The following is a 22,690-nucleotide window of genomic DNA, read 5'->3' on the forward strand; positions in this document are numbered from 1 at the left end:
TGTCACAGGACGCCGCCCGCCCCCGTGTGCAGTTCGAACCACACCACCTTTCCGGTCCTTCCGGCGCCGAGCGCCGCGACGCCCCAGGCGTCCGCGAGCGACTGGACCAGGAGCAGGCCCCGGCCGTGGGTGCTGTGGGTACCGTCGTCGGCGTTCGGTACCCGCAGCTTCGGCCGGTGTGCCGCCCTGTCTCTCACCTCCACCCGCAGGCCCCGGGGGCCCACGGTCGCGATGAGTTCCGCGTCCCGGTCCGTGTGCACCAGCGCGTTGGTGACCAGTTCGCTGGTGAGCAGCTCGGCTATCTCCGTTCTTCCCGGCCTGCCCCGGAGCAGCTCGCGCAGTGCGCGCCTGGTCTCCGGTACCGCTCGCAGGTCCGCGCGGCCCAGCTTCCGCTTGAGCTGTCGCGGTGCCCCGTCAGCGGTTGCGGCGACCCCGTCCTTGGTGTCGTGCACCTGCCGTTTCATTACCCCCGCCCACACGCCGATCGATACCTCTCTCGTTCTCGACTCGTACTCCTCGGCCTGTCTGTCGAACGCGTACACGGGCATGCATTCCCCGCTGCTCTGTCCGCACTCCTGTTGATTCGTCCATCACCGACGGGGTGTCCACCGGCGGCGCGGGGAAGGGAAGCGGAGGATCCACCCGATCCACCCGGGACGAGGAGCGAGAAGGAGCCGCCGTGCATGACGACCGACAGCTCGTGGAAGGACGACTCGAGCGGGCGATGCGTCAGTTCGTCCGGCCCGCGCAGTACGCGCGGCGGACACCGCTGACCCTGAGCGTGTGGCACGCACCGGGTGAGCCGGTGCCCGTCGCCGAGGCGCTGAAGGGCGCGTACATGCCCTTCGAGACCGGGACCGTCTGGGGAAAGCCCTGGTCGACGAGTTGGTTCCGGCTGGAGGGGACGGTGCCCGAGGAGTGGGCCGGGCTCCATGTCGAGGCCGTCGTCGACCCCGGGTTCAGCGGGCAGGGCCCCGGCTTCCAGGCCGAGGGGCTGCTGTACGACGCCTCGGGCGTCCCCCTCAAGGGCATCCACCCGCGCAACCGGCATCTCACCGTCGCGGAGCGCGCGGCCGGTGGTGAACCGGTGCGGCTGCTGCTGGAGACGGCGGCCAATCCGGCGGTCCTCCGGGACTTCGCGCCCACCCCGCTCGGTGACGTGCTGACGGCCGGGGATCGGCCGATCTACCGATTCCGCGCTGCCGACCTGGCCGTACTGGACGAGACCGTGTGGCATCTCGTGCTCGATGTCGAGGTGCTCTCCGAGCTGATGCACGAGCTGGACGCGGACCGCGGCCGGCGCCACGACATCCTGCGCGCCCTGGAGCGGATGCTGGACGCACTCGACCTGCACGACGTGTCCGGCACGGCGGCCGCGGCCCGCGCCGAGCTGGCCGACGTCCTGGCCCGGCCCGCGCACGCCAGCGCCCACCGGATCTCGGCGGCCGGGCACGCGCACATCGACTCGGCGTGGCTGTGGCCGCTGCGTGAGACGGTCCGCAAGGCGTCCCGGACGTTCGCGAACGTCACGGCGCTGGCCCGCGACTACCCCGAGCTGGTCTTCGCCTGCTCGCAGGCGCAGCAGTACGCGTGGGTGAAGGAGCATCAGCCGCACATCTGGGAGCGCATCAAGAAGGCTGTGGCGGACGGCAATTGGGCGCCGGTCGGTTCGATGTGGGTGGAGTCGGACGCCAACATGCCGGGCGGTGAGGCGCTGGCCCGGCAGCTCGTGCACGGCAAGCGGTTCTTCCGGGACGAGCTGGGCGTGGAGACGGAGGAGGTCTGGCTGCCGGACTCCTTCGGGTACACCGCCGCCTTCCCGCAGCTGGCGAAGCTGGCGGGCGCGAAGTGGTTCCTCACGCAGAAACTGAGCTGGAACCAGACGAACAAGATGCCGCACCACACGTTCTGGTGGGAGGGCATCGACGGCACGCGGGTCTTCACCCACTTTCCGCCGGTGGACACGTACAACGCCCAGTTCCACGCCCGCGAACTGGCGCACGCGGAGCGGAACTTCGCGGAGAAGGGCGGCGCCTCGCGCTCCCTCGTGCCGTTCGGCTGGGGCGACGGCGGCGGCGGTCCGACCCGCGAGATGCTGGAGAAGGCCCGCCGCCTGCGCTCCCTCGAAGGCTCCCCGACGGTGGAGATCGAGAAGCCGTCGGCGTTCTTCGAGGCCGCGCATCAGGAGTACGGGGAGCGGGCGCCGGTCTGGTCCGGTGAGCTGTATCTGGAGATGCACCGGGCGACCTACACCACGCAGGCGAAGACGAAGCAGGGCAACCGGCGCAGCGAACACGCGCTGCGCGAGGCCGAGTTGTGGTGCACGGCGGCCGCGCTGCGCGATCCGTCGTACGCGTATCCGTACGACGCCCTGGACCGGATCTGGAAGACGGTGCTCCTGCACCAGTTCCATGACATCCTGCCGGGCTCGTCGATCGCCTGGGTCCACCGGGAGGCCCGCGAGACCTACGCAGCGGTCCTCGCCGAGCTGGACGGACTCACGGCCGAAGCCGTACGCCGGCTCGGCGGCGGCGAGCCCTCGGCGCTCAACGCCTCGCCCTACCCGCGCGACGAAGTCGTGGCGTACGACGGGCGGTTGGCGCGGGTGCGCGTCGACGGCCTCGGCGCCGGGCCGCTGGACGAGGCCGACGCGCACCCCCGGGGCCCCGGCGCGCACGCGGCGGCGACCCGTGGGGCGGACGAAAAGATCGTGCTCGCGAACGAGTATCTGACCGTGGCGGTCGACGCCGACGGGCTCCTCGCCTCCGTACGGGACCTGGAGCACGGCGGGCGCGAGGTCCTGTCCCCCGGCGCGCGCGGGAACCTGCTCCAGCTGCACCCCGACCACCCGACCCAGTACGACGCCTGGGACCTGGACGCCCACTACCGGCACACCCGCACCGATCTGACCGGCGCCGAGTCGGTGGAGCTGGTGGAGGAGGGGCCGCTGCGGGTCGCGGTCCGGGTCACCCGGTCGTTCGGCGCCTCGCGGATCGTGCAGGAGTACCGGCTCGCGGCCGGCAGCAGGCGGCTGGACATCGTCACGGACATCGACTGGCAGGAGTCGGAGAAGGTCCTGAAGGCGGCGTTCCCGCTGGACGTGCACGCCGAGCGGTCGACGTCCGAGATCCAGTTCGGGCATGTGCACCGGCCCACGCACGCCAACACCGGCTGGGACGCGGCCCGTTACGAGATCTGCGCGCACCGCTGGCTGCGGGTGGCCGAGGAGGCGTACGGGGTCGCGCTGCTCAACGACTCGACGTACGGGCACGACGTGACCCGCACGCAGCACGGTGACGGGGCCGGTGTCCTGGGCACGACGGTGCGGCTGACGCTGCTGCGGGCCCCGCACTCCCCCGACCCGGAGACCGATCTGGGCACGCACCGGTTCACGTACGCGCTGCTGCCGGGCGCCACGACGGGTGACGCGGTGGCGGAGGGGCTGGCGCTGAACCTGCCGCTGCGGATCGCCTCCTCCCCCGCGCTGACGCCCGTCGTCACGGTCGACGACCCGGCGGTGACGGTGGAGTCGGTGAAGCTCGCCGAGGACCGCAGCGGCGATGTCGTGGTCCGGCTCTACGAGTCGCGCGGCGGGCGCGCCGAGGCGACGCTCACGGCCGGGTTCCCGGTGGCGGGCGCCGACGAGACGGACCTCCTGGAGCGCCCGCTGCGGCCCGCCGTCACCTCGGACAGCGGACTCGCGCTCGCCCTGCGCCCGTTCCAGATCCTGACGCTGCGGCTGCGGCCCGTCTGAGCCGCAGCCGTGCGTGCCGCGTTCACTGACGCAACATCAGGGGCGCGGCACGTTGCGGAGGTTGGAGCGTGCCATCTGCACCATGCGGCCCACCCCGCCGTCGAGGACGATCTTGGAGGCGGAGAGCGCGAAGCCCGTGACCATGTCGGCGCTGATCTTCGGCGGGATGGACAGCGCGTTCGGGTCGGTGACGATGTCGACGAGCGCCGGGCCCTTGTGCTTGAAGGCGTCCTTGAGCGCGCCCGCGAGCTGCTTGGGCTTCTCGACGCGGACGCCGTAGGCACCGGCGGCGCGGGCGACGGCGGCGAAGTCCGGGTTCTTGTTGGTGGTCCCGTACGAGGGCAGGCCCGCCACCAGCATCTCCAGCTCCACCATGCCCAGGGAGGAGTTGTTGAAGAGGACGACCTTGACGGGCAGGTCGTACTGGACCAGCGTCAGGAAGTCGCCCATCAGCATCGAGAAGCCGCCGTCGCCCGACATGGAGATGACCTGCCGGTTCCGGTCGGTGAACTGGGCGCCGATCGCCATCGGCAGCGCGTTCGCCATCGAGCCGTGCGAGAACGAGCCGATGACCCGGCGCCGTCCGTTGGGCGAGATGTAGCGGGCCGCCCAGACGTTGCACATCCCGGTGTCGACGGTGAACACGGCGTCCTCGGAGGCGAGTTCGTCGACGACGGAGGCGACGTACTCGGGGTGGATGGGGACGTGCTTCTCGACCTTGCGGGTGTACGCCTTGACGACGCCTTCGAGGTGGTCGGCGTGCTTCTTCAGCATCTTGTCGAGGAAGCGGCGGTTGCTCTTCGGCTTCACCCGCGGGGTCAGACAGCGCAGCGTCTCGCGAACGTCGCCCCACACCGCGAGGTCCAGCTTCGAGCGGCGGCCGAGGTGCTCGGGCCGGACGTCGACCTGGACGATCTTGACGTCCTTCTGCGGCAGGAACGCGTTGTACGGGAAGTCGGTGCCGAGCAGGATCAGCAGGTCGCACTCGTGGGTCGCCTCGTACGCGGCGCCGTAGCCGAGCAGGCCGCTCATGCCGACGTCGAACGGGTTGTCGTACTGGATCCACTCCTTGCCGCGCAGCGCGTGCCCGACCGGCGACTTGATCTTCTCGGCGAACTCCATGACCTCGGCGTGCGCGCCGGCGGTGCCGCTGCCGCAGAACAGGGTGACCTTGTCGGCCTCGTCGATCATCTCGACGAGCTTGTCGATCTCGGCGTCGCCGGGCCGGATCGTGGGCCGCGAGGTGACGATCGCGGTCTCGGTGCCGCCGTCGGGGGCGGCCTCGTCGGCGACGTCGCCGGGGAGCGAGACGACGCTGACACCCGATTGGCCCACCGCGTGCTGGATGGCGGTCTGCAGCACCCGGGGCATCTGCTTCGGGCTGGAGATCATCTCGCTGTAGTGCGAGCACTCCGTGAAGAGCCGGTCGGGGTGGGTCTCCTGGAAGTAGCCGAGGCCGATCTCGCTGGACGGGATGTGCGAGGCCAGGGCGAGGACGGGGGCCATGGAGCGGTGGGCGTCGTACAGGCCGTTGATGAGGTGCAGGTTGCCGGGGCCGCAGGAGCCCGCGCAGGCGGTCAGCTGCCCGGTGACCTGCGCTTCCGCGCCCGCGGCGAAGGCGGCGGTCTCCTCGTGGCGTACGTGGATCCAGTCGATGGCGCTGTTGCGGCGGATGGCGTCGACGACCGGGTTGAGGCTGTCGCCGACGACGCCGTACATGCGCTTGACGCCCGCCCGGACGAGGATGTCGACGAACTGCTCCGCGACGTTCTGCTTGGCCATGACGTGTGTGCCCCTTCGAAAACCCGGTCTCTGTCTCGGTCTCACTGCCGATCACTGTTGCCGGGTTCCATGAATTCACACGGGGCGGTGTTACGCCTCCCAAACGGCGGCGGCCGTGCGATCGTCCGCGTACCCCTTGACCCGGACCTGGGTGTCCGCGAGGAACGCGGCCAGGCCCGGCGGCTCGGCGTCCGCCCAGCGCTCCGCGAGGTGGCGGGCGAGCGCGGGCTCGCCGCGCAGCGGCTCGGCGAGGCCCGCCGTGCACAGCAGCAGGGTGTCCCCCGGCCGGGCGACGGAGGCACGGAACCGGAACGGGTCGCGGGGCGGCTCCGGCGCCGGTTCGTAGGGGCTCGGCGGGGTGGTGATGCCGAGGTCCATGGTGAGCCGGTCGCCCTCGGGCGTCTCGGCGGGCGGCGACGATCCGTAGCCGACGACGGGCGCGCCGGTGCGCTGCTCGACGACGCTCGGCTCGATGTCCTGCCAGGCGCCGTCCCGCAGCCGGAACAGACCGCCACCGCCGACGCCGAAGTAGACACGGGTGCGGCAGGCGGGGTCGGCGGGGACGAGCAGGCAGCGCAGGGTGGCGCCGTACTCGTCGGGGTCGATCCCCTGCTCGGCCGCGGCGGCCCGCAGCTTGCCGAGGCTGCGGTCGGTGAGCCGGTGCAGCCCCGACTTGAGGTCGCCGCGCCGGCCCGCCCTGATGTCCTCGGCAAGCCGGGCGTGGCTGAGCCCGACGGCCCGCCCGATCCAGTCGCACACGTCGGCGGCGGCGCGGTGGGCGCCCGGGGTGGCGCGGGCGCCGGTCGCCAGGGCGACGAGGATCAGCGCGCCGGGACCGCTGCCGAAGCGGGCGGTCAGCATCGCGTCGCGGCGGGGCTCGCCCCGGTAGCGCGCGGAGTCGCCGCGCACGGAGGCCGCCCGCAGCACGCAGGAGCCGTACCGGGCCCCGTCGAGCACGGTGTCGGCCACGAGGTCGTCCAGGTCGTCGGGGTCGGCGACGGGCAGGGCGGTGGGCTCGGCCTCGTAGGTGGGCGGGCCGTCCCCCACGTACGGGACCGTGGGCGGGGCGGGCGGCTCCGGCGGGAGCGCGGGCTCCGGGGGCTCGGGCGGCGGGGCGGGCGGGCCGGTGCGAGGGTCCGGGAGCGGCGTCGGCGGTGGGCCCGCGGGGGGCGGCACGGACGCCGCGGGCTCGACGGCGGGCGCCTCGGCGGGCCGGGGCGGCGCCTCCGGGGCGGGCGGTTCCGCGGGTGCTGCCGGTGCCGTCGGTCCGGTCGGTGCCGTCGGGCCCGCCGTGTCGGGTCGCAGCGAGGGCAGGCCGCCGGGTGCGGGTGGTTCGGGCGGTGGTGGGTCCCAGGATGGCGGGGGCGGTGCCGCGTCCTGCGGCGGGGTCGTCACCGAGCCGACCGAGGCGAAGCGGTCGTCCAGCGTGTCCGCGGCCGGGGCCGGGCCCGTGTCGTCGGCCGCGGCAGCGGCATCGTCGTCGTACAACTGTCCCCACCAGTCGTCCTCGCGGGACTCCTGGAACGCGCGGGACCGGTGACCGGTGTGCCTCTCCCCCTGCTGGCTCATGCCCTTATTGTCCACATGGTGCGGCGTCCGAAAACGGTGCATCGGGAAAAACCTGCGCGCAAAAGGTCCGCCGGGCGGCCCCACCCCCCACAGGGTGGCCGCCCGGCGGACCGGTTCGTGTGACGGCTCGAACTAGCGCACGTCGTACGCGCGGGTGACGGTCTGGGTGACCGACGCGCCCTTCGCGTCGGTGAGCCGAACCTTCAGTGTGACCTGCTCGCCGGTGGCTCCGGCGTGGTCCACGGTCGCGGTCCAACTGCCGTCGTGACGGGCGGTCCTGGCCTCCGTCCAGGTCTCACCGCCGTCGTACGAGTACGAGAGCGCGGCCTCGGTGATCCGGCCCGGCGTGTATCCCGCGTGACCGGTCGCCGTCAGGTCGATCCGCTGCCCGTCCCGCGCGGCGAGGGTCTTGAGACCGTCCTCGGGCAGGGTCAGGTGCGGGAAGAGCAGCGGGACGCCCTGCGAGTAGGCGCTCTCGTCGAGGTGCGAGCGGAACGACCACGCCGTGCTGGTCTGCGTCGAGCGGTTCCACACCCGGGAGCCGATCTTGGCGGTCTGCAGGGTGAGTTCGTACGCGGCGTCACCGGCCGGGACCTCGAAGACCCCGTACGGCCAGCCGCTCTGTCCGACGATCTCGCCGTCGCGCTTCAGCTGGACACTGCCGATGTCACCGAACGAGCCCTGGAATCCCTGATGTTGACCGTCACCCCAGAAGCCGGGCGCGACGCCGATCAGGTTGCCCTGCCGCTCGGCGGCGAGGGCCTGCTCACCGGTGGCCGTCAGGGGCGTGGTGGGGGCGAGCACACCGCCGTACCACTCCTCGGTGCGCCGCTCGGCCTTCTTGTAGGTGCGCGCGGGGTCGCTCATGAACTCGCCGAACGGGAAGGCGCTGGACACCTCGTGGCCGAAGCCGGTGCCGTCCGTGGAGTACAGCTCGGTGCGGGTGGACGGCGCGGCGATGGTGAACAGGTCGCCGAAGCCGGCGGTCAGGCCGTTCGGGCGGGACACCGACGGGAAGTCGAGGTAGTCGGCGGCGGTGCCCATGGCGCGGTAGGTCGCCGTGTTCGTGGCGAGGTCGCGGTCGGCGACGCGGTAGGTGCGGTCGCCGCGGATCTGGCCGGTCTCGGGGAAGGCCAGGGTGTAGCTGTACGGGCTGGTGGCGGTGGCCTTCCAGTGGAGGGTCGTGGGGCCGGAGGCGATGCGGGCGGCGAGCGCGGCGCCCTCGGCGGTCTCCAGGGCGAGCGTCGGCAGCGGGCCGCCGGTGAAGCCGGTCGCCGGGTACCAGCGGCCCGCGGCCTCGCGGTGGAGGACGACTCCCTTGGCGCCGGCCTTGGCCGCGGCCTGGGCGACGGCGGACGCGGAGCCGCCCTCGGGCAGCTTCACCAGCGCCAACTTGTCCTTGCTCGCAGCCAGTTCGGCGGCGGTTCCGGCGCCGCCGTCGACGATCTCGGCGCTGCCGGTGCCGTCGAGGTTGGCGGAGTTGGTGGAGCCGGTCACCGGGTGCAGGTCGGGTCCACCGGTCACGCCGAACGCGCTGATCTGCGGGGCGGCGGCGCGCCAGAAGCTGTCGAACTCGAAGGTGCCGTCGGTGGCCCGGCCCTGGACGTCGGCGTAGTAGGCGCGCACGGTGCGCGAGCCCTGGACGGTCGCCGAGTGCAGCCAGTGGTCGGTGCCGAAGGTGCGGGCGAAGCCGAGGGAGGCGCCGCGCACCTCGCTGTCGCGGTCGGTCCTGATGCTCAACCGGTGGGCCTTGCGGGCGTCGAGGACGACGGTGGTGTCCTTGGTGACGGTCAGCTGGGGGCGGCCGATGAAGGTCGCCGAGTCGACGAGCGTGCCCTCGGCGGCAGGGGTCGCGACGAAGCTCGACACGAAGTACGCGCCGGGACGGACCTGGTACGTCTGGTCGGCGGCGCCGTCGTTGACGCGCCGCTCGCCGGAAGCCTCGTCCATCCCGATGACATCGACGGAGGAGGCGCCCGTCGCGGGCTCGCCGCGCCGGTCGACCACCTTGACGCGCAGGGTGACCGTCTCGGGCTGCACGTACAGCGAGAACGGGGTGCTCAGGTGCGTGCCGCCCGGTCCGGTGGCGAGGATCCGGCCGGTGACGTCGCCGTACTGGGCGGCCTTCAGGTGCGCCGCCGGGTCCAGCTTCAGCGGGACCTGAACGGTGCCGCCCGCGGGCACGGTGACCGTACGGGCGTCGAGGGCGGCGACCTTCGAGCGGACCGTGGAGCCGTCGTTGCCGGTGACGCGGGCGACGGACAGGCTCAACTTGACCGGCTTCACGGTGGTGTTGGTGTACGGGACCTGGACGGTGGTCCGGTCGCTCCTGTCCTGCGGCCAGTTGAACGTGCCGCCCTGGACGGCGTCGGCGCCGAGGACCGTCTGGTCGATCGCGGCCTTCACGTCGAGCCGGCCGCCCCCGGTCTCCCGCACGTCGCCGGGGATCCCCGCGTCGGCGGAGGAGACGAGGGCCTGCTTGATCCGCGCCGCGCTCCAGTCGGGATGGCGCTGCTTGACCAGGGCGGCGGCGCCCGCGACGTGCGGGGTCGCCATCGACGTACCGCTCATGGACTGGTACGCGTACACGCCCCGGCCGCCCGCGGCCGCGGCCTCGATGGCGACGCCCGGCGCGGCGATCTCCGGCTTCAGGGTGTGGGTGCGCTGCACGGGGCTGCGGCTGGAGAAGCTCGCGGTGGCGTCGTCGCTGTCGACGGCACCGACGGTCAGCACCTCGGGGACGCAACCGGGCGAGGAGACCGTGTTGTTGTGCGGTCCTGCGTTACCGGCGGCGATGACGAATATCGTGTTCTTCGCGGACCGGGCGAGTTCCTGGGTGGCCTGGGCCATGGGGTCGGAGCAGTCGAGTTCCGAGGGGTTGCCGAGGCTCATGGAGACCACGTCGGCGCCCTCGTCGACGGCCCACTGCATCCCGGCGATGATCCATGAAGTGGCGCCGGAGCCGCTGTCGTTGAGCACCTTGCCGTTGAGCAGGGTGGCTTCGGGGGCGACGCCCTTCTCCTTGCCGCCGCTCGCCGCGCCGGTACCGCCGACGGTGGACGTGGTGTGGGTGCCGTGGCCCTGGTGGTCGTCGGCGTCGGCGGAGTCGGTGAAGTTCTCGGACGCGGCGATGCGGCCCTTGAGGTCGGGGTGTTCGGCGTCGACGCCGGTGTCGAGGACGGCGACCTTGGTGCCCTTGCCCGCGTAGCCCGCGGCCCACGCCCGGTCGGCGTGCACCTGCTTCGTCGACTCCGCGAGCAGCGACCGGGCCTTGGCGTCGAGCCACAGCTTCTTCAGGTCACCGGCCGCGCGGGAGCGGGGCGAGGCGATGTCGGCCCAGAAGTCGGCGGCCTTCTTCTTGTCGGCCTTGAGGGCGACCCCGTCGACCGCGTCGAGGACGAGGCCGCGCTTCGCGCCGCGCGGGGTGGCGGGCACGGTACGGGCGACGTCGACGGAGCCGTCGTAGGTGGCGATGAGCGGGAGCGTCGCGCTGTGCTGGTCGTCGTAGCCCTGCCGGATCAGTCCGGTGACGTTGAACAGTTCCTCGTCGACGCGGCCCGCGGCGAGCGCCCGGGCGGCGCCGTCCGGGTAGGCGTAGAGGTCCTTGCCGGAGCGGCGGGTCTGGAGCAGTGGTGCGGTGCCGTCCTCGGCGGGCAGGGCCGTCGCGGAGCTGTCGCCGTCGGCGTCGGTGGTGACCAGGACGCGGTCGCCGGTCACCAGGGTCACCGTCGCGGTCGTGGCCGCCGCGGCCGCGGCGGTGCTGCCGACGAGTGGACGGCCGGAGTCCGGGGCGGTCCCCTCCACCGCTCCGGACGGCACGGCCACCGTGACGGCCAGGACGGCGGCGGTCGCCGCCACCAGGGCCGTACGCGCTATCGGGCGCATCGCTCTCCCCAGGTGAATGCGCAGGTGAATACGGGGCAAAGCCCGTATTCCCGGCGGGTGTTGGTGCTGCGGTGGCGCCACATTGGCAGAGTGACGGCAGGTGCGGGGAAGATGAGCGCGGCGGGAATGTGCCGTGGCTGTTTCCCGCCACGGGGGTGACGGAATGCGAGCTCAGGGAGGGGCGTCACCGCATGCTGGGTGCGATAGGTCTGGACGAGGCGCACGAGACGGCGTACCGCGCGCTGGTGGCGGTCGGGGCCGCCGACGTGCCGGATCTCGCGCTGCGGCTCGCGCACGCCGAGTACGAGACCGAGCGCATCCTGCGCCGCCTCGAACGGCACGGTCTCGCCGCGCAGTCCTCCGCGCGGCCTGGCCGCTGGGTGGCGGCGCCGCCCGGGATCGCGCTCGGCGCCCTGCTCGCCCAGCAGCGGCACGAGCTGGAGAAGGCGGAGCTGACGGCCGCGCGGCTCGTCGAGGAGTACCGGGCGCAGGCGTCCGAGACGGCGGTGCACGATCTGGTGGAGGTGGTCACCGGGGCGGCGGCCGTCACCCAGCGCTTCCTCCAGATCCAGCTCGGCGCGACCGAGGAGGTCTGCGCCCTGGTCACCGACAACCCGGTCGCGGTGACCGGCACGGACAACGAGGCGGAGCCGCAGGCCGTCAGCCGCGGCGTGGGCTACCGGGTCGTCATCGAGCGCGAGGTGCTGTCCCTGCCCAGGGGCCTGACGGAGCTGTCCGCGGCGATCGGCCGGGACGAGCAGGTGCGGCTCGTGGACCGGGTGCCGACGAAGCTGGTGATCGCCGACCGGTCGCTCGCGATGGTGCCGCTGACCTCCCGGTCGGCGGAACCGGCGGCGCTCGTGGTGCACGCGAGCGGGTTGCTCGAATCGCTGAGCGGGCTCTTCGAGGCGGTGTGGCGGCAGTCGCTGCCGCTGCGGCTCGGCGGGGACGGGCTGGTGACCGAGGAAGGACCGGACGGCCCCGACGCCGTCGATCTGGGGATCCTCTCGCTGCTGCTGGCCGGGCTGACCGACGCGAGCGTGGCCAAGCAGCTCGATCTCGGGCTCAGGACGGTGCAGCGGCGGGTGAAACGGCTGATGGAGCTGGCCGGGGTGACGACGCGGCTGCAACTGGGCTGGCACGCCTTCGAGCGGGGCTGGGTCTCCCGGTGACGCTCCGCTGGCCGTGCCGGAGCGGCATGACCATGGCACCGTTGCCGCATGGGAACGTGGGAACTCCTGCTGGTCGGGGCGGTGCTCCTCCTCGGCCTGTGCGGAGTCTTGGTGCCGGGCGTGCCCGGGTCGTGGCTGGTGTGGGCCGCGGTCGCGGTCTGGGCCCTGCGTGAGCCCAGCGCCCTCGCCTGGGGCGTCCTGGTCGGCGCCACCGCCGTTCTCCTCGCCGCGCAGGTGCTGCGCTGGCAGTTGCCGCCGCGCCGGCTGCGGCAGGCCGGGGCGACCTGGCGGCTGGCCCTGTGGTCGGGGCTCGGGGCGCTCGTCGGGTTCTGCGTGATCCCGGTGATCGGCGCGATCCCGGGGTACGTCGGCGGGATCTACGGCTACGAGCGGCTGCGGCTCGGCAGCCACGGCGACGCGGTCGCCTCGACCCGGACGGCCCTGCGCGCGGGCGGCTCCAGCGTCCTCGCCGAGCTGTTCGCGTGCTTCCTGATCGTGGGGGCGTGGATCGGCGCGGTCGTCTGGGGCTGATCCGCCGGCAGCAGCGGCGCGGGGCCGGGAACTCCTGACTTTGCCAAGCGTTTACCCTCGTGGTGGCGCCGCGCCGCCGCATCCCCCCGCGCCTGGAGACCCCGTATGCCTCTCGTACCCCTGGCCGCCGCTCCCGGCGAGCCGACCTCCGGAGTCGCGGGGTGGGCGGCCCGTCTCGTCGAGGTGGCGGGCGGCCCCGGCGCGGGGCTGGCCATCGCGCTGGAGAACCTGTTCCCGCCGCTGCCCAGCGAGATCATCCTGCCGCTGACCGGTTTCGCGGCGGCCCAGGGAGCGATCGGTCTGGCCTCGGCGCTGTTCTGGACGACGCTCGGTTCGGTGGTGGGCGCGGCGGCCCTGTACGGCATCGGCCGCGCGATCGGCCGCGACCGGATGTACGCGCTGTGGGCCCGGCTGCCGCTCGTGAAGGTCTCCGACCTGGAGAGGACGGAGGCCTGGTTCCGGCGGCACGGCACGAAGGCGGTGCTGCTGGGCCGCATGGTGCCCGTCTTCCGCAGCCTCATCTCGGTCCCGGCGGGGGTGGAGCGGATGCGCCTGCCGGTCTTCCTCGCCCTCACCACGGTCGGCTCGTTCGTCTGGAACACCGTGCTCGTGCTCGCGGGCTACTGGTTGGGCGACCGGTGGGAACTGGTCGAGCGGTACGTGGGCGTCCTGTCGAAGGTGGTGCTCGGCGCGGCGCTCGTCGCGGTGATCGCCTACGTCGTCGTACGGGTGCGGGGGTCCCGTCCGAAGGGCCGTCACCGGGCCGGAGAGGGCCGGTAGGCTCGCCGCCGTGGGGGTGTCATGGACGACGTGAGGGAGCTGGCTCCGCAGGACCGGGCCCGGCTGTGGCTGGTGCGGACGGACCGGAGGCCCGAGGACGACGACGGTCGCGGGGCCGGGGTGCTCGACGAGGGCGAGCTGCGGCGCGCCGCCGGTTTCCGCTTCGCGCGGCACCGGGCGCGGTACGTCGCCGCGCATCTGGCGCTGCGCGGAATCCTCGGCGAGCATCTCGGGTGCGCTCCGGGTGACGTGCGGTTCGTGCGCGAGCCCTGCCCGGAGTGCGACGGGCCGCACGGCAGACCGGCCGTCGCGGACACGCCGGATCTGCACTTCTCGCTCTCCCACAGCGGCGACCTGGCCCTGATCGCGCTCGCGCCCGCCCCGGTCGGCGCCGACGTCGAGGAACTGCCGACGGCCGAGGTCGCCCGGGATCTCGCGGTGGTCCTGCACCCGCGCGAGCGGGCGGAACTGGACGGGCTCGACGCGCCGTCGGAGCACCAGGTCGCCGTGGGCCGCGCCTGGGTCCGCAAGGAGGCCTACCTCAAGGGCCTCGGCACCGGCCTGGCCCGCGCCGCCGACCTCGACTACGTCGGTACGCTGCCGGACGCGCCCGGCGCCCCCGACGGCTGGGCCGTGCGGGACGTACCGGTGCCGGACGGGTATCTGGCGGCCGTGGCGGTCGCCCCGGACTAGATCCCGGTCCCCTCCAGCGTCAGCAGGGTCACCTTGCGGTCGAGGCCGCCCGCGTACCCGGTGAGGGAGCCGTCCGCGCCGATGACGCGGTGGCAGGGGCGCAGGATCAGCAGCGGGTTGGCGCCGACCGCGCCGCCGACGGCCCGCACGGCGGCATGCGAGGCGCCGATCCTGGCGGCGACCTCGCCGTACGTGGTGGTGGAGCCGTAGGGGACGGTGTCGAGCGCGTCCCACACGCGCCGCCGGAACTCGGTGCCCTCCGGCCTCAACTCCAGGTCGAACTCCTTGAGTTCACCCGCGAAGTAGGCGGCGAGCTGCCGCGCGGCCCCGGCGAAGGGTGCCGGGTCGCGCACCCAGCCGTCCTGGACCGTGCGGCCGCCCTTCTGCCCGGGGACGGACAGGGACGTCAGGGCGCCGGACGCGTCGGCGGTGAGCAGCAGCTCGCCGAGCGGGCTGTCGAGAACGGTGTAGCGGGTGGCGTTCATGGCTGTCACAACTGTCCTTCTGCGTGGAGGTGTTGGCGTGCGTACGACCGCCAGGGCCGCCATGCCGCGCTGTCGTCGCCCGGCAGCGCGACGTCCGGGTCGCCGAGTGCGCGCATACGGATCAGGGCGGCGGTACGGGCGTCCATGCCGGGCAGGGCGCGCAGGGCTGTCTCGGCGTCGTCGCGGTCGGCGCCCGCGTCGAGCCGCACCGTGCCGTCGGCGAGGGCGCGGGCCAGGGCGCCGAGCGTGCCGGGTTCATCGGCGAGGGCGTCCGGCGCGGGGAAGAGCCGGTCGAGGGTGCCGCAGGGCGCGTCGAGCCGCTTGCCGTACCGCTCGACGAGCCGGGCCGCCTCGGTGGGCCCGGCCACGAGGCGCAGGGCGAGTTCGTCGGGGTCGACGGCGCCGGGTGAGCGCAGTCCGGGGCGGGCGGCGACGAGCGGGGCGAGCCGGGGGTCGGCGCCGAGCCGTTCGTCGATCGCGTACGGGTCGGCGTCGAGGTCGAACAGGCGGCGCAGCCGGCCCACGGCGGTGGTCAGGTCCCGCAGGTCGGTGAGGTGGATCCGGGCGTCGAGCCAGCCGCCGCGGTGCTCGGCGCGGGCGCCGGGCTGCTCGTGCCCGGCCTCGTCGACGGAGACGACGCCGGTGCCGTGGGGCAGCCGCAGCGTGCGCCGGAAGATCCGGGACCCGGCGCCGGTACCGGTCAGTTCATCGATGCCGGGGACGCTCTCCCGGGCGAGCAGGTCGAAGACGGGGCCCGCCGGGTACGCGCCGCGGTGGGCGAGGCGCAGCGGGATTCCGGCGCTGGACGCGACGGCCCGGCTGCGGTTCGGCGCGTCGGCCCGCAGCTGGGTGGGGGTGCGGGCGTACACCTCGCGCATGGTGTCGTTGAACTGCCGCACGCTCGCGAACCCGGCCGCGAAGGCGATCTCGGTGACCCGCAGCGGGGTCGTCTGGAGCAGGACCCGTGCGGTGTGGGCGCGCTGGGCGCGGGCCAGCGCGACGGGGCCCGCGCCCACCTCGGCGGTGAGCTGGCGCTGCACCTGGCGGGCGCTGTAGCCGAGGCGGCCCGCGAGTCCGCCGACGCCCTCCCGGTCGACGACGCCGTCGCCGATCAGCCGCATGGCGCGGCCCACGACGTCGGCCCGTACGTTCCACTCCGCCGAGCCCGGCACGGCGTCCGGGCGGCAGCGGCGGCAGGCCCGGAAGCCGGAGCCCTGGGCGGCGGCGGCCGTCGTGTAGTAGCGGACGTTCTGCCGTTTCGGGGTGACCGCGGGGCAGCTCGGGCGGCAGTAGATGCCGGTGGTCTCGACCGCGAAGAAGAACTCCCCGTCGAACCGGGCGTCCCGGCTGCGCACGGCTTCGTAGCGTGTTTCCTCGTCGACCATCACGCTTCAATTGTCACGGTTCCCCGGCAGACCGGCTGGCGGGATTCGGACACCGCGTTGTCGGGTGGGTGGGCCGCGATCCCCTGAGCGAGCGGAGCTCGCTTCAGGGGCGCGGGGAACTGCGCGAGAAGCGGCCACCGGGCCGCGCTCGGAGAACGACCCAGGGGCGCGGGGAACTGCGCGGCCAGCCACGACGGAGCAGCGGACGGACTGCTACCTCATGGGCCGCCCCCGCTTGGCCTCCATGGCGGCGCGGCCCTGCTGCCCGCGCTGCTTCCAGACCTTGCGCATCTCGTCGCGCAACCGCGCGTCCGTCCGGGCGGCGAGGCGCCGGTTCTCGCGCATCAGCTTGCGGTAGCTGTCGAGGCGCCGCTGCGGAAGCGTCCCGTCGTCGACGGCGGCGAGCACGGCGCACCCGGGCTCGACCTCGTGCCCGCAGTCGTGGAACCGGCACCGCTCCGCCAGCTCGGCGATCTCGGAGAACGCCTGCTCCACGCCCGCCTCGGCGTCGTAGAGACCGACCCCGCGCAGCCCCGGCGTGTCGATGAGGACACCGCCGCCGGGCAGCACGAACAGGTTCCGGGTGGTCGTGGTGTGCCGGCCCTTGCCGTCCATGTCGCGGACGGCCTGGACCTCCATGACGTCGGTGCCGATCAGCGCGTTGGCGAGAGTCGACTTTCCGGCGCCGGACTGCCCGAGCAGCACGGACGTGCCGCCCGAGACGATGGCCCGCAGCACATCGGTCCCGTCGCCGTCGTGGGCGCTGACGGGCACCACCTGGGCGCCGGGCGCGGCGTCCGCCACGTCGGAGACCAGGTAGGACAGGCCGACCGCGTCGGGCACCAGGTCGGCCTTGGTGAGGACGACGAGGGGCTGGGCGGCCGATTCAGCGGAGAGTCCCGCGCCGTGCAGCAGGGCGTCACCGCTCGCGCTGGCGTGGGCGAGGGCGAGGAACCGCTCGATGCGGCCGAGGTCCAGCTCGGCGGCGAGGGAGACGCAGATGATGATGTGGTCGACGTTGGTCGCCAGCACCTGCCCCTCGGACCGCTTCGACGTCGTCGACCGGACGAAGGCGGAACGCCGCGGCAGCAGTGTCCGGACATACCGAGGGTCACAGCCCTCGGGGTCGACGGCGACCCAGTCGCCCGTGCAGACGACCTTCATCGGGTCGCGGGGCACGACGAACTCGGTGTCGGCGCGGACGATGCCCTCGGCGGTGGCCACGTCGCACAGCCCGCGGTCGACGCGGACGACCCGGCCGGGCAGCAGGCCCTGCGCGCCGTACGGGGCGAACACGGACTCCCAGTCCGTGTCCCAGCCGTACGCGGTGAGCGGGTGCGACGGCGCCGCACCCGAAGAGAGAGAAGATCCCGAAAGACCCGAAAGAGGGGAGAACGAAGACAAGGGGAACCCTTCACAGGGGTGGCCCCGGCGCCGCGTCGTCGGACGCGGAGAAGAACGAGTGTGTGATCAGCCGGAGGCCACGGAGGTGGACTTGACGAACTTCCGGATGCGGGCAACGCCCGGCACGACAGCAGCCATCGGTCAACACCTCCAGATCACACGGTCGGCAGCGGCGGCCCGAAGGCGCCGCGGGAACGGACCTGACGTTAACCACTCGCGCCGGGACGGCGCCAGTGGTTTTTCACCACGCTCCCCCCGGAACGGTCAGCGTCGGCGCAGTCGCCCGAGCCAGGCGCGGGCCTGGGCCTGCCGGCGGGGGTCGGAGGCGGTGCGGCGCGCCGTCGCGATGGCCCGGCGGCCCTGCGGGCTGCGGCTGTAGTTCTTGATCCGGTTCAGGATGCCCGGCATGACGCCTCCAGGTGTCGTTCGGCTTGTTCGTGCTCGTTCTCCCTGCGCATACCCGGGATGCAGTACGGAACACGATCCGGGGCACACGGGCGTCAACAACCCGACGAGGAACTGGAGTTCCCATGCTCGCCATAGTCGCAGCCGTGCTGTTCTTCCTGGCCTTCCTGATCAACGCCGCCGACATCTCGACGAACGACACCTTCTCGTCCGTGAACCTCATGCTTCTCGGGCTCACCGCGTTGGCCCTGCATGTGGCGGGCGCGGTCGGGTGGGCGCGTGGCCGGTCGTCGCGGCGGCGCCGTTGACGGCGCTCCGGCCTGCCGGTCGACTCAGACCGGCAGGCCGCGGGGCTCCTTGACGCGCTTCATGATGATCTGGGAGTTCACCTCGGTGACCCCGCCGAGGGTGGTGAGCCGCTCGATCCACAGACGTTCGTACGCGGCGAGGTCGGCGACCGCGATGCGCAGCAGGCAGCCGGGGCTGCCGAAGAGCCGGTAGGCCTCGATGACGTCGGGGATGTCCTGGAGCGCCTGCTCGAACGCCTCGACGGACTCACGGTCGCGGCGGACCTCGATGGAGACGAGGACCTCGAAGCCCCGGTCGACCGCCGCCGGGTCGACCACGGCGCGGTAGCCCTGGATCACCCCGTCCTGTTCGAGCTGGCGGACCCGGCGCAGACAGGGCGACGGACTCAGCCCCACCCGCTGGGCGAGCTCCTGGTTGCTGAGCCGGCCGTCGCTCTGGAGCTCGCGCAAGATATGCAGGTCGATCGCGTCCATGGCGCAATTATCCACCACGTTTCCGGCGCCAGCGGGCCAGAATTGGCAATCAAATTGCGCGGTTTTCGCCCTATCCTTGCGGTGGTCGAATGTGTTCGCGAGGCACGCACATGTGACGCGCGTAGCACCGGGCTTCCCCACCCCGCCCTTCACTCCCCCACCAGCGAGGCACCTCTCCATGAAGCGCATCACGCTCATCAGCACCGGTGGCACCATCGCCAGCCGCTGGCAGGGCACCGGCTACGCCGCCGACGCCGGCGGGGACACCGTGCTGGCCAGCGCCGCCGTGCCGGACGGCGTCGAGGTACGGGTCGTCGACCTGTTCAACATCAACAGCTCGCAGATGACCAGCGGGCGCCAGCTGGCCCTGCTGCGCGCGGTGCAGGACACGCTCGCCGACCCGGACGTCGACGGCATCGTCGTCACCCACGGCACGGACACCCTGGAGGAGTCCGCGTTCCTGGTCGACCTGCACCACGACGACCCGCGCCCGGTGGTGTTCACGGGTGCGCAGAAGCCGCTCGGCGCCAGTGACGGCGACGGCCCGGGGAACATGTACGACGCGCTCCAGGTCGCCGCCACGGTGCGCGACCTCGGTGTGCTGATCGCGTTCGACGGCTCGGTGTACGCGGCGCGCGGCACGGTGAAGACGCAGACGCTCGCGGCGCACGCGTTCGGGGATCCGTCCCGGCCGCAGGCCCTCGGCAAGCTCGGCTTCGGCCGGGTCGACATCCGCCGCGCCCCGGTGCGGCCCGACCCGCTCCCCGTACCGAAGACGGCCGACGAGGACCTGCCGCGCGTCGATGTGGTCATGCACCACAGCGACGCGGACCCCACGCTCTTCGACGCCGCGATCGCGGCCGGGGCGCGGGGCATCGTGCTCGTCGCCACCGGTGCGGGCAACGCCACTCCGGCGTTCGCCGACGCGGTGGCCCGTGCCGTGCGCGGCGGGGTCCTGGTCGCCGTCACCTCGCGCGTCCCGGCCGGACCGCTCGCCGAGATCTACACGGGCGGCGGCGCCGTGGACCTGGTCGCCGCGGGCGCGGTGCTCACCGGGACGCTGCGCGCGGGCCAGTCCAGGATCGCGGTCCTGGCCACCGTGCTCGCCGACGGCGACGCCGACCTGCTGCGCCGCCTGGTCGCGGACCCGGAGTAGTCCCGGGCCCGCACACGGCTCAGAACTCCACGGCCTCCTCGTTGGGAGCGAGGCTGTCCATGAACGAGCTGACCGAGAACACGGCGCGCCCGGCACCGGCGGGACCGTATCCGGGCGGCGACGACAGACCGAACTCGTCCATCGTCGAGCGGTACGCGTCGAGCAGCCGGATGTGGTACTCCAGCGGCGCGCCGTTCGGGTTCTCCTTGCCGAGCGGCGTCGTCGGCTCCGGGCACCAGGTGGTGAAGCGCGGCGTGATGCCGTTCGACATGAAGAAGCGCAGGCCCTCGGTGGTGGAGGCGATCGCCTCGTCGACGGTCTTGAAGCCGAACGGCTCGGCCATCTCGACGCCCGCCACGAAGTTCGGGATCACGTTGCGCGCGCCGAACACGTCGCGCGAGTCGAGGATCCGCTTGTGCCACTCGTCCCGGCCGACGTACCGCTCCTTGCCGGGGCAGTACATCTTGAACAGGTACTCGTCCCACACCTCGTAGTTGGGGTGGTAGATCTGGATGCCGTAGTCCTTGAAGCGCTGCACGTCGTCCTTGGGCAGCGCCTGCGCGACGACCTTGCCGATCCAGCGGCCGGGGAAGTACTCCTCGATGGCCTTGGCGTAACGCCCGTAGAAGTCCGCCTCGTCCAGGCCCTGCACCTTCGACGTGATCGCGCCGCCGGTCAGCGTGTACGCGGTCGACGCCTTCGCGGTGTCGTACTTGTCGATGATCTCCAGGGCTTCCAGGACCTCGTCGACGTCCTTCACGCCCGTGTAGGGGCGGCCGGCGGCCTTGTGCTGGCGCCAGTTGTGGTTAATGTCGCAGTACTGGCACTCCTCCTTGGCGCCGAAGTACTGGCAGACGCGGAACGCCGTCAGGTAGATCAGGTAGCCCCACTGGATCGTCGGGGCCACCTCCATGACGGACTTTCCGTTGGAGAGCTTGTGCCGGTAGTACTCCGGCATGGGCGGCACGCCCACGTCGGAGATGCGCTTGCCGTCCAGGTAGAGGCCGAGCACGCCGTCCTCGGAGGCCGCGACCCGGTACGGGGACGAGGGGTTCACGCGGACCGAGACGACCGTGCGGCGCAGGTCGTAGGGGCCGCCCGTGAGGACGATCTCCTCGGGCGGGCGGCGCAGCGCGGCCTCGCCCAGCTCGGGCAGGGTGCCGTGGTCGAAGGAGAAGATGAAGTACGACTTCGGCTTGACCTCGCCGTCCTCGTTGTCACTGAGAGCCGAGGCGTCGAACGCCACACCGCCACGCAGCAGGTCCTCCTTGAAGACCGCTTCCTTGGGAACATGCGGGAAGCGCTCCATGAGGTCCTCTACCAGCGCCGTACGGCTCTGCATCCCGTTCTCCTTGCTCGTTCGACGGTCACAGTCCTTCCCACGGTATCCCCCGCCCGTGGCTCACCCCTGCCGGGTCCCCGCTCGGGCGACGATGTGGGCGGGCGCGGTGATCCCGGCGGGCAGCACCGGGTCGGCGGTGGGCGCTCCCCAGCGCGTGGTGAGCGGCAGGGTGCCGGCCCACAGGCCGAGGGCGGCGTCGGCCGAGTCGCCGTCGTCCGGCGGGCCCGCGCTGATCTTGACGGAGGCCTCTTCGAGGGAGAGGGCGAGGACGGTGGTGGCGGCGAGTTCCTTGCGGCTCGGGCGGCGGGCGTAGTCCCACTGGCCCGGCGCCGTGTGCTCGGTGATCAGGCGCAGCGCCTCGGTCTTCTCGGCGTCGTCGGCCAGGGTGCGCGGGACGCCGTAGAGCATCGCGCACCGGTAGTTCACGCCGTGCTCGAACACGGAGCGGGCGAGGACGAGGCCGTCGACGTGGGTGACGGTGACGCATATCGTCCCGTCGGCTCCGGTCAGGCTGCGGCTGGCGACGGAGCCGTGCACGTACAGGTTCCGCTCGTCCCGCCCGTACACCGTCGGTACGACCATGGGGGCGCCGTCGACGACGACGCCCAGGTGACAGACGAAGCCCGCGTCGAGGATCGCCTCCAGGTCCGCCCGCTCGAAGCTCGCGTTCTCCTTGAAGCGACGCAGCCGCGTGCGGTCGGTGGGCGTCAGCGTGCGGGGCAGTTCCGAGTGCGTCATGCGCCGGAACAGTACTCCCGGGCGCTCACCGGCCCGCCCGGGAGGGGCCGCCTCCGAAACACAGCCCGCACTCACCCGCGGCCCGTCGGGACTTCTCGCGCAGTTCCCCGCGCCCCTGAATCGTTCCCCATCCGCGCGCCGGTGGCCGCTTCTCGCGCCGTTCCCCGCGCCCCTGGGTCGCATCTCGACAGACGGCCGGTGGCCGCTTCCCGCGCAGTTCCCCGCGCCCCTGAAGGCTGCGCTTCGCGCGCCTTCCCCATGAGGCTGCGCTTCGCGCGCCTCCCGATCAGGCGGATGAGGCCGCAGCCGGGTGCGCCTCTCTTGGTGAGATGGCGCACGCAGTGCGCATCTCAGGGGCGCGGGGAACTGCGCGACCAGCCACGACGGTGGCGCGCGTGACGAACTGCCCAGGGGCGCGGGGAACTGCGCGAGAAGCGGCCACCGGGCCGCAGCCGAGAACGGTCAGCCCTGCCGGCCGCCAGGGCCGCCGCAGCCACCGGGGCCACCCGAGGGCATCCCGGAGGGCATGTCCGTCGGCATGCCGGACGGATTGCCCGAGGGCATGCCCGAGGGGGCTCCCGACGGGCGGCCCGACGGCATGCCGGACGGGGCGCCGCCACCGCGGCAGGCGGTGCTCCCGGACGACGGTGCCGTCCCCGTGCCGGCGGAGTCGGACCCGCCGCACCCGGCCAGCACCAGCACACCACCGGCAACCGCCACCGCGGCGACGAGACGGACACGGAAGTTCGGGGCAGCGCGCACGAAGGGCTCCTCGGGGAGGGCGTAAGGACGACGGGGAGCCATCTCACCGAATCCTCATGTGCACG

Annotated in this window: 19 protein-coding genes; 7 read left to right on the forward strand and 12 right to left on the reverse strand. The window is 72.9% G+C overall.

Features of this window, described 5'->3' with window-relative positions:
* Positions 1-2 precede the first annotated feature (2 nt).
* A complete protein-coding gene (locus K377_RS07065) occupies positions 3-464 on the reverse strand; it encodes an ATP-binding protein (protein WP_111662308.1) in 462 nt (153 codons plus the stop codon).
* A 215-nt stretch (positions 465-679) separates the two neighbouring features.
* On the opposite strand from K377_RS07065, the gene K377_RS07070 reads away from it, so the two are divergent.
* A complete protein-coding gene (locus K377_RS07070) occupies positions 680-3,754 on the forward strand; it encodes a glycoside hydrolase family 38 C-terminal domain-containing protein (RefSeq protein ID WP_111662309.1) in 3,075 nt (1,024 codons plus the stop codon).
* Positions 3,755-3,790: 36 nt separating this feature from the next.
* On the opposite strand, the gene K377_RS07075 is transcribed toward K377_RS07070, so the two are convergent.
* The 3 genes from K377_RS07075 to K377_RS07085 all read right to left on the reverse strand — a co-directional run bounded on the left by K377_RS07075 (position 3,791) and on the right by K377_RS07085 (position 10,990).
* On the reverse strand, positions 3,791-5,536 hold the full coding sequence (locus K377_RS07075; RefSeq protein ID WP_111662310.1) for a pyruvate dehydrogenase: 1,746 nt from the start codon (positions 5,534-5,536) through the stop codon (positions 3,791-3,793).
* A gap of 90 nt (positions 5,537-5,626) precedes the next feature.
* On the reverse strand, positions 5,627-7,105 hold the full coding sequence (locus K377_RS07080) for a protein phosphatase 2C domain-containing protein (RefSeq protein ID WP_111662311.1): 1,479 nt from the start codon (positions 7,103-7,105) through the stop codon (positions 5,627-5,629).
* A gap of 132 nt (positions 7,106-7,237) precedes the next feature.
* On the reverse strand, positions 7,238-10,990 hold the full coding sequence (locus K377_RS07085) for a S8 family serine peptidase (protein ID WP_111662312.1): 3,753 nt from the start codon (positions 10,988-10,990) through the stop codon (positions 7,238-7,240).
* Positions 10,991-11,181: 191 nt separating this feature from the next.
* On the opposite strand from K377_RS07085, the gene K377_RS07090 reads away from it, so the two are divergent.
* From K377_RS07090 to K377_RS07105, 4 genes are all read left to right on the forward strand, one after another.
* Positions 11,182-12,162, forward strand: a complete 981-nt coding sequence (locus tag K377_RS07090) for a helix-turn-helix transcriptional regulator (protein ID WP_111662313.1) — start codon at positions 11,182-11,184, stop codon at positions 12,160-12,162.
* 48 nt (positions 12,163-12,210) lie between these two features.
* Complete coding sequence (locus K377_RS07095; RefSeq protein ID WP_111662314.1) at positions 12,211-12,693, forward strand: DUF456 domain-containing protein; 483 nt, start codon at positions 12,211-12,213, stop codon at positions 12,691-12,693.
* A gap of 105 nt (positions 12,694-12,798) precedes the next feature.
* On the forward strand, positions 12,799-13,473 hold the full coding sequence (locus tag K377_RS07100) for a DedA family protein (RefSeq protein ID WP_111662315.1): 675 nt from the start codon (positions 12,799-12,801) through the stop codon (positions 13,471-13,473).
* A 21-nt stretch (positions 13,474-13,494) separates the two neighbouring features.
* Positions 13,495-14,166 carry a 4'-phosphopantetheinyl transferase superfamily protein gene (locus tag K377_RS07105; protein WP_111662316.1) on the forward strand — a complete coding sequence of 224 codons (672 nt, stop codon included), beginning with the start codon at positions 13,495-13,497 and terminating at the stop codon, positions 14,164-14,166.
* On the opposite strand, the gene K377_RS07110 is transcribed toward K377_RS07105, so the two are convergent.
* From K377_RS07110 to K377_RS41585, 4 genes are all read right to left on the reverse strand, one after another.
* Positions 14,163-14,651, reverse strand: a complete 489-nt coding sequence (locus K377_RS07110; protein ID WP_111662317.1) for a methylated-DNA--[protein]-cysteine S-methyltransferase — start codon at positions 14,649-14,651, stop codon at positions 14,163-14,165. The two genes, K377_RS07105 and K377_RS07110, sit on opposite strands and share 4 nt — an antisense overlap.
* 5 nt (positions 14,652-14,656) lie before the next feature.
* Positions 14,657-16,036, reverse strand: coding sequence for a bifunctional transcriptional activator/DNA repair enzyme AdaA (locus tag K377_RS07115; protein WP_111662318.1), 1,380 nt, complete (start codon positions 16,034-16,036; stop codon positions 14,657-14,659).
* 213 nt (positions 16,037-16,249) lie between these two features.
* The gene (rsgA, locus tag K377_RS07120) at positions 16,250-17,440 is read right to left on the reverse strand and encodes a ribosome small subunit-dependent GTPase A (RefSeq protein ID WP_111662319.1); all 1,191 of its coding nucleotides are present in this window, start codon (positions 17,438-17,440) and stop codon (positions 16,250-16,252) included.
* A gap of 264 nt (positions 17,441-17,704) precedes the next feature.
* Entirely contained in the window at positions 17,705-17,848 is a 144-nt protein-coding gene (locus K377_RS41585) for a hypothetical protein (protein WP_181512498.1), read from the reverse strand.
* A 122-nt stretch (positions 17,849-17,970) separates the two neighbouring features.
* Here K377_RS41585 and K377_RS07130 point away from each other — a divergent pair, with 122 nt between their 5' ends.
* Positions 17,971-18,153: a hypothetical protein gene (locus K377_RS07130; RefSeq protein ID WP_111662320.1), complete on the forward strand. Its 183-nt coding sequence runs from the start codon at positions 17,971-17,973 to the stop codon at positions 18,151-18,153.
* Positions 18,154-18,177: 24 nt separating this feature from the next.
* On the opposite strand, the gene K377_RS07135 is transcribed toward K377_RS07130, so the two are convergent.
* Complete coding sequence (locus K377_RS07135) at positions 18,178-18,627, reverse strand: Lrp/AsnC family transcriptional regulator (protein ID WP_111662321.1); 450 nt, start codon at positions 18,625-18,627, stop codon at positions 18,178-18,180.
* Between the two features lie 178 nt (positions 18,628-18,805).
* Here K377_RS07135 and K377_RS07140 point away from each other — a divergent pair, with 178 nt between their 5' ends.
* The gene (locus K377_RS07140) at positions 18,806-19,783 is read left to right on the forward strand and encodes an asparaginase (RefSeq protein WP_111662322.1); all 978 of its coding nucleotides are present in this window, start codon (positions 18,806-18,808) and stop codon (positions 19,781-19,783) included.
* A gap of 19 nt (positions 19,784-19,802) precedes the next feature.
* Here the strand turns inward: K377_RS07140 and K377_RS07145 are convergent, their stop codons facing one another.
* The 3 genes from K377_RS07145 to K377_RS07155 all read right to left on the reverse strand — a co-directional run bounded on the left by K377_RS07145 (position 19,803) and on the right by K377_RS07155 (position 22,625).
* Entirely contained in the window at positions 19,803-21,125 is a 1,323-nt protein-coding gene (locus tag K377_RS07145; protein WP_111662323.1) for a radical SAM protein, read from the reverse strand.
* Positions 21,126-21,185: 60 nt separating this feature from the next.
* On the reverse strand, positions 21,186-21,863 hold the full coding sequence (locus K377_RS07150) for a pyridoxamine 5'-phosphate oxidase family protein (RefSeq protein WP_111662324.1): 678 nt from the start codon (positions 21,861-21,863) through the stop codon (positions 21,186-21,188).
* Positions 21,864-22,325: 462 nt separating this feature from the next.
* Positions 22,326-22,625, reverse strand: coding sequence for a PT domain-containing protein (locus K377_RS07155; RefSeq protein WP_258394986.1), 300 nt, complete (start codon positions 22,623-22,625; stop codon positions 22,326-22,328).
* Positions 22,626-22,690: the final 65 nt, after the last annotated feature.

The organism is Streptomyces sp. PsTaAH-137, assembly GCF_003259365.1.
Lineage (GTDB): Bacteria > Actinomycetota > Actinomycetes > Streptomycetales > Streptomycetaceae > Streptomyces.